The sequence below is a fragment of the Micrococcus sp. Mcc89 genome (genome assembly GCF_024519795.1).
GTDB lineage: Bacteria > Actinomycetota > Actinomycetes > Actinomycetales > Micrococcaceae > Micrococcus > Micrococcus luteus.
Window position 1 is genome coordinate 1 of sequence record NZ_JALJRI010000059.1, and the last position, 8517, is coordinate 8517.

Consider the following 8517-nt stretch of genomic DNA (forward strand, 5'->3'; position numbering starts at 1 on the left):
CGTCTCATCTCAGCCCGGCCCTCGTGCCAAGAACCTCATGACCCACAACAGCTAGAAGAACCGGCGTAGTTGCTCGTCCGAAAGGTCGGTGAGAACCGCGCGAAAGCGAATCTCGCGTGGACCACCCTCGTCGCCAAGGTAGGCGCCGTGGGAGAAATCGTGTTCGTCGATAACCGGGCGGCGGTAGAGGCGCTCCGGGCCCAAGACCAGTTCCAATGCCTCACACACTGTGGACTTCCCGATGTTGTTTCCGCCGACCAGCAAGGTGCGCTGCTGGAAGACCACGCGTCCCTTTGTGATGCCGCGGAAGTTCTCGATCTCAAGCTGTCTGACCCTCATGCCGCGGTCTCCTCGTCACCGGAGACAGCTGCCCCGCTGGGATTGGCTGCTTCATTTAGCACGGCGCGCACCAACACCAGCGAGATGACCTCGTCGGCCAGCTTGCCGAGCTTGCGCACGTTGCCGCCCTTATCAGCCAGCGGATACAGGGTGCCCTTGATGGTCTCGGGTTCCAGTCGCGCTCGTTCGTCGGGCGCGAGCTTGGATACGCGGTCGTCAACAAGTCGGTCGATGACCTGACGGATCTCTTTTTTGGAGAGCGGCTTGAAGTGAACCAAGGAGTCGAATCGCGAGTAGAGGGCGTCGCCAAGAGCCTTGCGGATCTCGTCCTCGGTGCCGTAGTTCGAGGTGCAGATAATCAAGGACGGGCCGAGCTCGATGCTGTAGTTCTTGTCCTCAAACGCGCCACCGTCGAACAGCTGGTAGAAGGCGCTGTGGAAGACCGAGTTCGCTTTGTCGAACTCGTCGATCAGGATGACACCGGACTCGCGGTCGAGTAGGTCGCGCGCGAAGGATGCCTCGGAGTGCGTCCCGCCGAACAGGTACGACGCGAACTTTTCATTGTGGAACATGGAGAACTGTTTGCGCAGCAGCGTGCCCCCGAGCAGCCCGTTGACGAACTGCGCAGTCTCGGTCTTGCCGACACCGGACGGGCCGTAAAACATCAGGACGACTGGCTTCGTCAGCCGTGCCGTGGTCAGTGGGTACAGCGCTGCGAGCAGCGCCTCCTTCACTGCGGCCTGACCCACGAGATGTCCGGCGAAGCCGTCTCGGAAACGAACGAGAGTGTCCCGCGTCACCGCCGGGTACTCATAGCGCTTCACCTCGGTTGTGAACGCTCGCTCAAGCTGTGAGTGAACGAGGGCAGGCGGGTTGTGCAGGTGAAGGTGCTCGGGGTTGATCGACCGTACGAGGCCGGCGAAGTTCGTGATGACGTGCTCGTTCAAGCTGGCGTAGTCGCTCGATTCGGCTGCCACCCGCTTCGGCCTCGGCGCGGGCTCCTCGGACGGCGCCTCCTGGCCTTCAACTACATGGGTATGCCGCCGGTTGGCTTCGTCGCGCTCATAGACGATGTCGAGAAGACCCGTGCGCTTCTTCTTCCCAAGTTGGTCTTCGAACCACGACAGCGGGCCGTAGTAGATGGTGACCGTCGTATCACGCGGCATGCTCAACTCCCGCGAGGATCACGTCGTAGACATCCAGGAGATCGTCGCTCTGCGTGTCTATACCGTCGACGAGTTCGACGGCCGTGACGGGCGTGCCGCCCAGGCTGCCAGACATCTCGGCCTCCATGCTGAGCGCATGCTCCGGCGTCTGTCCGACGAGCACTCCGTGGAAGACGAGGCGCATGCGTCCGAGATCGGTGAGTCCGTAGTTGTTTCGGAACGCCTTGAGGTTGAAGCGCAGTACGCGCTTGGTGTCGTCAGCGCCCTCGCCAAGTAGTTCGTAGTAGCCCTTGGCGCCGACGAGCACTTCGTCCATCCGTGCCAAGTCGACTGGAATGTCGTCCATCTTGAGCATGACCATGTAAGGCGTGAACATCTTCACGTACGCCATCGAGTCCTTTGGTGCCGTCACCCGAAGGTCTCGCAGCTGCACTACCCGAGAATCGCCATCTGCCTTGGATAGGTAGTCGGTCAGGATCGTGTTCGACAACGTCTTGCTGAGGATGCTCTTACCAGCCGCGGACGCGCCGGCACCAGCGCTCAGCTCGCCCGAGGCTCCGAGGAAGGGCAGCCAACTCAGCTTCGCCATCAGGCCAGCCTCGACCTTGGCATGAGTTTCCTTCGACCGCTCCTGAACCTGTTCGCTCGTGGAGGCTGTCTTGCCTCCAGCGGAGATGTCGAGATAGTCCGAGGCTGTCTCCTCATCAAAGTAGATGACCTTGATCATCGATGCACTTGCGTCATCTCTGCGGTTGCCGGCCATTAGTCATCGCCTCCGGCTCCGCCGATCAGCAGTCCGTGTTTGTCGGTTGTGAAGTTGTAATCGACCGGCCCGAGCGGTGCGGCGTCGAAGTGGTGCTCGGCGAAGCGGATGCGCATCGCCTCGTCCCAGTCGAGGTCGTCGAGATTACGGGTGTCCTTGGTCTCGCGGACAAGGTAGAGCCGCTGAGCGCCGTTCTCGTCGTAGACGATGGCCCAGTCCGGCGAGTATTCACCGACAGGCGTGCGGACGCGGAAGCGGCGCGGCAGCTTGGTGAACAGTTTGACGTGCTCGCGGTTGTTCTCGAGCTGTGCGGCGAAGGCGCGTTCGACGTGGCTGTCGTAGTCGACGTGGTCGTAGAGGTTCACGCCGCCCTCGGGCGCGGCGATGACGCCGTTCTTCGGGTCTGGGTTGCCGGGCAGCGGCTGAGGCGGGTTCTTGGACTCGACCTCGAGGAACACGACCTCGGCATCCCACCAGTCCGTCTCGTCGATGGGTTCGTAGCTGATGCCCCGCACCATCTGCTCGATAGCTTCGATCCGGATGGCGTTCGCCACGATCCGTGCCCAGCGGTCGGGATCGTCGAGGACGTGACGTGCGTAGTCGCGGTCGGGATAGTTCAGGATCTCGCGCACGATCCCAGCCAGGGTCGGGCGGGTGAGCTGGAGGGGGAACTTGCCGTACTGCAGCTGATCCTCGATGAGCTGCACGACGTCAGGAAGGCGCTGGCCTACGACGACGATACGCTCACCACGGGACTCTGCAACGGCGGAGTCCGCCGTGATGACGTGTCCCTCGTCGTCGTAGACGAGATCGGCGGACTGCACCACGTTGGCGCGCCGCTCGATGAACTCGAGGTCAGCCAGATGCTCGGACGCCGCCACCACGATGCGGAGTGCGTCCGGATCGACGGTGACGCGGTAGCGCGCTTTGTAGCGAATACGCTTCCACAGTTCAGCGAACTCGGGGCTCTCGAACAGGGCAGGGCGCCTGCGGACGACGACCTCATTGTCGGCGTTGTCGACCTCGGGGCCGGCCTCGCCGGAGCCACCACCCGAGGCTACGTACTCCGCATTCAGACCGTCGCGGAACTCCGTGAAGGACTCGTCGACGATGAGCGTCAGCCTGTTGATCGCCGGGTCCATCACGCGGTGACCGTTCTGGTCCACCGGCAGACGCAGGCCACGGCCGATCTGCTGTCGACGCTCCAGCTCGGAGCGCGTGTGACGCAGGAACCCGACCTGGAAGACGTTCGGGTTATCCCAGCCCTCCTTGAGCGCAGAGTGGGAGAAGATGAACGCGCGCGGGTTGGCGCGGTCGAGAATGAGCTCCTTGTTCGCGATGATCTCCTGGTACGCCCGCGCCTCCAGCTCGGCGTCCGATGCACGCCCCGATGTGTCCTTCAGGATGCCCGTTTTGGTAGACGGGAAGTAGGCGACCCGCAGCTCGGCAGGGTCAGGCATCTCGCTCTCGGAATTGCCTGCCCGGAGCCACTCCTCACGGAACAGCTCGTCGAACATCGCAGGCAGCACCGCCTCGTCACCGGCGTAGTCAGCCACACGCTCGACGAAGAATAGCGACAGCACCTTGATGCCACGGTTCATCGAGTCGATCTGCCCCTGCCGAGCCAGGTGCGTTCGGATGGTATGGCGGATCTGATCACGCCAGACAGCCTCGGAATCCACGCCGGTCTCAGTCCCGGCCTGCACGACGAGCTTGTTCTCGAAGATCACCCGGTCGGGTTTACGTTCGATGCTCTCGACCACCAACCCGCGATACTGCGGCAGTTTGCCGGACTCCTCGAACAGGTCGGTGCCGTTCTGCAGCACCACCGGCACCCGCTTGCCACCGGCCTTGTGGATGACCGCCTCTGCCATCAGGCGCTTGCGGACGCTCCGAAGCTTGTCGAGGCGCACGTACGGCTTGCCATCCTCGCCGGCGACGATTCCCTTGACCGATACCCGCTTGACCAGACCAGCCTCGGCGGCCTGCTTCGGGCCGAGCCTGTGCACGAGGTTGAACGACTCCTTGTGCGTTGCGCTGTAGCGCAGCGCCACCAGCGGGTTCAGTGTGGCAATCGCCTGACGGCGCAGCGGCGTCGCCATATTCTGCGGCTCATCGATCAGGACGACGGGGCGAGCCTTCGCGATCTGCTGCACACCGCTCAGCGAGTCGCCCCACAGCTGCGGCTGCTCAGCACTGGCATACAGCGTGTTCTTCTCCGGCTTGTCGAGCGCCTGCACGCTGGCAACTAGGAACTGCACCGTGCCCGACGGTTCGGTGAAGTCGTTCAGTGCCGAATTCTCGCCCAGCACACCCCACTTGTACGGGACGCCGGGATACTTCAGCCGGAAGTGCTCCTCGGTCTGCTCGAACGTCTTCACCACGCCCGCACGAATCGCGATCGAGTGAACCAGGATGACGAACTTCCGCAGCCCATACAGCTCCGCCAGACGCAGCGCCGTCGAGATGTAGACGTATGTCTTACCCGTGCCGGTCTCCATCTCGACCGAGAAGTTCGGGAACTCGCGCTCCGCGCCCTCGAGATCCGTCTCCGCAAGCAGCTCGAGCTGGGCCTGCGGTTCAACAGCCTCACGGGTGGTGATCGTCCTCAGGTTGTCGGTAAGAACGGAGCGTTCCAGCGTGAAGCCCGCGTGACCATCCGCGCCAGGTGCCTGCCCAGCAAGCGCATCGCGCGGCGGCACCAGGGCACCCTCAAACAGGTCGACCACCGCGGAGACGGCGGCCGACTGGTGCGGCTGATCATCAAAGCGAAACTTCACGAGGCACCCGCTCCAGAAGAATCAGCTTTGACTGCAACCGCGGCGCCAACGTCAGCGTCACCGAGTCCTCGACCTGGTCACCACGAAGGATCAGGGTGTCGTCATCACTCAAGGCAAGCGCATCGGCCGTGGCTAGCGAGAACGCATCGAGCGAGATCAGGAGACGTCCTGTGGACGCATTGCCCACGGCAGGCGTGAACTCGTAGACGACCACGCCGTCCGCCTCATGCGTCGTCACGCGCGTATCGAGCCTCGTTCCCGTGGCCTTGAGCGCCACCTCCCACGCAACGTCGAGCGGCTTCGCACCATCAACCACCGGAGCGCCCGCCGTGTGGTCGAGCACCTGCGTCAGGTAGCTCTGCCCGGTCATCTCCGGAAGCGCGAACAGCGGCTTGTCGATGACGAGGTTCGTCGGACGCGTGCGGAAGATCCGGAAGCCCAGCTGTGGCGCATCGAGCGTCTCCTGTTGCAGGGAGGCCGCCGCACGGCGCAGTCGCTCCGCCGTCACCTCGAAGATCGTCTCGTACCCGGCAGCCAGCGCGTTCTTGCCCGACTCCTCGGACGCATCAGGCTTCTCGGGGACCTGCACCAGAATCCAGTGCCGCGTCTTGCCGTCTTTCGGGTTCTGCTCCCACACTGCCTGGCCCGTCGAACCGGATCCCGCGAAGAAGTCAAGGATCAGGTCGCCGTCGTCGGTGATGGCGTGGAACAGGCGGGCGAGCACTTCCGTGTCCTTCGGGTAGTCGAACACGGTTGTTCCCATGCGCTCGTCTAGCGCCTTCGATGCGGCACGGCGATCCTTATAGAAGACGGACGCGGGTGCCCACTCCTCATGCTCATGCAAGTAGGACTTGAGCTGAAGGCGTCCGCCCTCCTTCTTGGGATAGACGATGCGATCGTCATCGGCGAACGCCTCCATCTTCTCCCGTCCGTAGGCCCAGCCATTCGCGTGCGGTTCGTGACCGCGGAATGTGTAGACGAGATTGGCCCTCGGGTTCGGGCTTCTTAGATCTGACGCGAAGTAGACACCTCGAGCATCAATCACGCGATAGTGCTTGTGCGCTTTTGCGGGGGCTTCGTCAGGCAGTGAGTTGTACCAGGCCTGTAGCGCCGCCGTTGCCGCCTCATAATCTGTACCGTGAACAGCGCGTAGCTCTTTGACCTTCCCGTAAATCTCGTCGAGACCGGCCTTGCGCTCACGCCAGCGCGCGTCCTGTTCGCGCAGATAGGTGTGGTCACGCGCGTAGGCCACTACGTAGTCGTGTCCAACGGAGATCTGACGAGCATCGTTCTTACGGCCGCCATTCCAGATGAAGTTGCCGACGAAGTTCTCTCCGCCAAATACGGCATCGAGCAGCAGCCGCAGGTGGTGGACCTCGTTGTCATCAATGGAAACGAGGATCACGCCGTCGCGGCGCAGCAGGTGACGCGCGAGCGCCAGACGCGGGAACATCATGGTCAGCCACGGCGCATGCTTGCGCCCGCCGGTCTCGATCCGGCTGGTGGTGGCGTTGCCCTGGTCATCAACCTGACCGGTCTCCTCGAGGTACTGCCGCTCGGGCACCGCGAAGTCGTCGTTGTAGGTGAACGTGTCGCCGGTGTTGTAGGGCGGGTCGATGTAGATCAGCTTGACGGCTCGCGAGTAGCCGTTCTTCAGGAGTTTGAGCACCTGAAGGTTGTCGCCCTCGATCAGGACGTCCCGGGCATCCGACCAACGCAGCGAGGCGTCCTCATCAGGCACCAGCGTTGCGGTGGTGGGCACGCGTGCGTCCTGGCGTGCTCGCTCGATGCCTGGCCAGGTGAAGGAGAAGGCGGGCTTCGAGTCACCGTCAAGACCGAGCGCCCCGAGCAACGCATCCCGATCGAGCTCACCGTCGAGGAAAGCACTGGGCACCAGGTCACGGAGTTGAGCGAGCAACTCTTGGTGCAGGTCTCGGGTCTCGTCCGGCACCGACGGGGTCATCGCGTGGCCTCCTGACGGCGGACGTCACGGTTACACGCTGTACTGCTGGGGCCGTGCGACCGCCTGGTGCTGAACGATGTCATGCTGTACTGGTTCTCCTCCGCGCTGACGCGCGACTTAAGTTGTGCTCTCGGGGGCGTGTCTTACCGTACCGACGGCCACCGACAGACGGGGTGGAGCGCGCCGGAGCGGGGCGACGATGGTTGCCGGAACCGGGAGCCATACCGGCTCGACCGAACGTTGCGACCTGTCCTCAGTATCTCATGATCAGGACTTTTCGCGAAGAGCTCTGCGTCGCACGCGCCTCGGCCAGGGCGCCAGCGTCGCCATCTCGTCGACCAGTAGCAGATCCCAGCGATCCTCGTAGCGTTCGAACGTGGAGAGCAGCACCCGTGACCGCTCCACTGGTGCGTTCCGCTTGCCCGGTTCGATCCCGGGTTCGGTGAGCCAGTTCATGTGCTCGATCCATGCGGCGGCGGCGACGTGCGAGCGGGGAACGACGAAGTTGCGTGGCGGCAGGGCGAGGTCATGCGACACAGCCACCATGACGTAGTACTCCCGCTGGTGCTGGCTCGGCCCCTGCGACTTCGATCCGAGCGGCCAGCTGATCGACCTCCACGCCGACCCACGCGCCGTCTTCACCTGGATCTCGACCATCCGACGGTTATCCGGGTCGGCAAGCACGGCGAGGATGTCTGTGCGTTCCAGACCGTCATGAGTCAGTGCCGGCGCCCAGCCACGTCGGGCCAGCTCCGCCGCAACGTGATGCTCCCCGATGGTCTTCGTCTGCTTGGTATCCGCCACAGCTTCGAGGCTACCGAGGAGATCGGACAGCATAATGGACGTATGGCTATGCCCGAGACCGACCTGCTGCGCATCGGCCGCTGGTGCCGTGAACGCGTGCCCGAGCACCTGTGGGATCAGGTGAGAGTAGAAGCCGAGATCGCCGACCGGCACGTCACGATCATCGAGACGCGGCCGCCGTGGGACGGGCAGGGCGACTGGACGCGGTTCCCGGTCGCGCGCCTGCGATACACCGTCAAGACCGGCCAGTGGAGCATCTACTGGCGTGACCGGCACATGAAGTTCCACGAGTACACGAAGAGGCGCCCGACGAAGAACGTCCAGAGTCTGCTCGACTACATCGGCAGCCACCAGGATCCGATCTTCTGGGGCTGAGAGCTCCCACGGCCGTGTCGGTACTCACCGCTACGGTCGGGAGTATGAGCGAAGAGCAATGGGATGAAGCGGCCTTCCGCGCATCGATCCCGGCCGCGCGCGAGAAGGTTGAGTTTGCCGCAAGGTTCTGCGAGATCGGCCCCTCACAGCCCCGCTGGGATAGTCACCGTCCCGTCGTCGAGTTGATCTTCTATCTCTGCAAGCTCGACTACGACATCAAGGTGCTCCTGCTGCCTTCCTGACCGATTGAAGCGCCCTGGGTTTGTTGGAGGCTCCTGACCTTGGAAACGAGGATGGAGTTATGCCGAAAGAGCAGACAGCGGGGAA

8 protein-coding genes are annotated in these 8517 nt (G+C 63.3%); 2 read left to right on the plus strand and 6 right to left on the minus strand.

The annotated features are described in order from the left end of the window. Positions 1 to 51: 51 nt before the first annotated feature. The 6 genes from NR072_RS06675 to NR072_RS06700 all read right to left on the minus strand — a co-directional run bounded on the left by NR072_RS06675 (position 52) and on the right by NR072_RS06700 (position 7848). Positions 52 to 339 carry an AAA family ATPase gene (locus NR072_RS06675; protein WP_070709233.1) on the minus strand — a complete coding sequence of 96 codons (288 nt, stop codon included), beginning with the start codon at positions 337 to 339 and terminating at the stop codon, positions 52 to 54. Next, entirely contained in the window at positions 336 to 1505 is a 1170-nt protein-coding gene (locus tag NR072_RS06680) for an AAA family ATPase (protein ID WP_070709235.1), read from the minus strand. Before NR072_RS06680 ends, NR072_RS06675 begins: the two co-directional genes overlap by 4 nt. After that, positions 1495 to 2268 carry a DUF6414 family protein gene (locus NR072_RS06685; RefSeq protein ID WP_102708633.1) on the minus strand — a complete coding sequence of 258 codons (774 nt, stop codon included), beginning with the start codon at positions 2266 to 2268 and terminating at the stop codon, positions 1495 to 1497. The genes NR072_RS06680 and NR072_RS06685 overlap by 11 nt, the downstream gene beginning before the upstream one ends. Next, positions 2268 to 5048, minus strand: coding sequence for a DEAD/DEAH box helicase family protein (locus tag NR072_RS06690; protein WP_222120925.1), 2781 nt, complete (start codon positions 5046 to 5048; stop codon positions 2268 to 2270). The genes NR072_RS06685 and NR072_RS06690 overlap by 1 nt, the downstream gene beginning before the upstream one ends. After that, on the minus strand, positions 5032 to 7011 hold the full coding sequence (locus NR072_RS06695) for a site-specific DNA-methyltransferase (protein ID WP_102708634.1): 1980 nt from the start codon (positions 7009 to 7011) through the stop codon (positions 5032 to 5034). The genes NR072_RS06690 and NR072_RS06695 overlap by 17 nt, the downstream gene beginning before the upstream one ends. A gap of 267 nt (positions 7012 to 7278) precedes the next feature. Further along, entirely contained in the window at positions 7279 to 7848 is a 570-nt protein-coding gene (locus tag NR072_RS06700) for a hypothetical protein (RefSeq protein ID WP_144823908.1), read from the minus strand. A 9-nt stretch (positions 7849 to 7857) separates the two neighbouring features. Here NR072_RS06700 and NR072_RS06705 point away from each other — a divergent pair, with 9 nt between their 5' ends. Continuing rightward, positions 7858 to 8190 carry a DUF3024 domain-containing protein gene (locus NR072_RS06705; RefSeq protein WP_036315702.1) on the plus strand — a complete coding sequence of 111 codons (333 nt, stop codon included), beginning with the start codon at positions 7858 to 7860 and terminating at the stop codon, positions 8188 to 8190. Positions 8191 to 8234: 44 nt separating this feature from the next. Next, the gene (locus NR072_RS06710) at positions 8235 to 8432 is read left to right on the plus strand and encodes a hypothetical protein (protein ID WP_010078466.1); all 198 of its coding nucleotides are present in this window, start codon (positions 8235 to 8237) and stop codon (positions 8430 to 8432) included. Positions 8433 to 8517 lie beyond the last annotated feature (85 nt).

Excerpts from the sequence above, each read along its gene's own strand:
- NR072_RS06675 (WP_070709233.1), bottom strand. The coding sequence starts at position 339 with ATGAGGGTCAGACAGCTTGAGATCGAGAACTTCCGCGGCATCACAAAG.
- NR072_RS06680 (WP_070709235.1), bottom strand. The coding sequence starts at position 1,505 with ATGCCGCGTGATACGACGGTCACCATCTACTACGGCCCGCTGTCGTGG.
- NR072_RS06685 (WP_102708633.1), bottom strand. The coding sequence starts at position 2,268 with ATGGCCGGCAACCGCAGAGATGACGCAAGTGCATCGATGATCAAGGTC.
- NR072_RS06695 (WP_102708634.1), bottom strand. The coding sequence starts at position 7,011 with ATGACCCCGTCGGTGCCGGACGAGACCCGAGACCTGCACCAAGAGTTG.
- NR072_RS06700 (WP_144823908.1), bottom strand. The coding sequence starts at position 7,848 with ATGCTGTCCGATCTCCTCGGTAGCCTCGAAGCTGTGGCGGATACCAAG.
- NR072_RS06705 (WP_036315702.1), top strand. The coding sequence starts at position 7,858 with ATGGCTATGCCCGAGACCGACCTGCTGCGCATCGGCCGCTGGTGCCGT.
- NR072_RS06710 (WP_010078466.1), top strand. The coding sequence starts at position 8,235 with ATGAGCGAAGAGCAATGGGATGAAGCGGCCTTCCGCGCATCGATCCCG.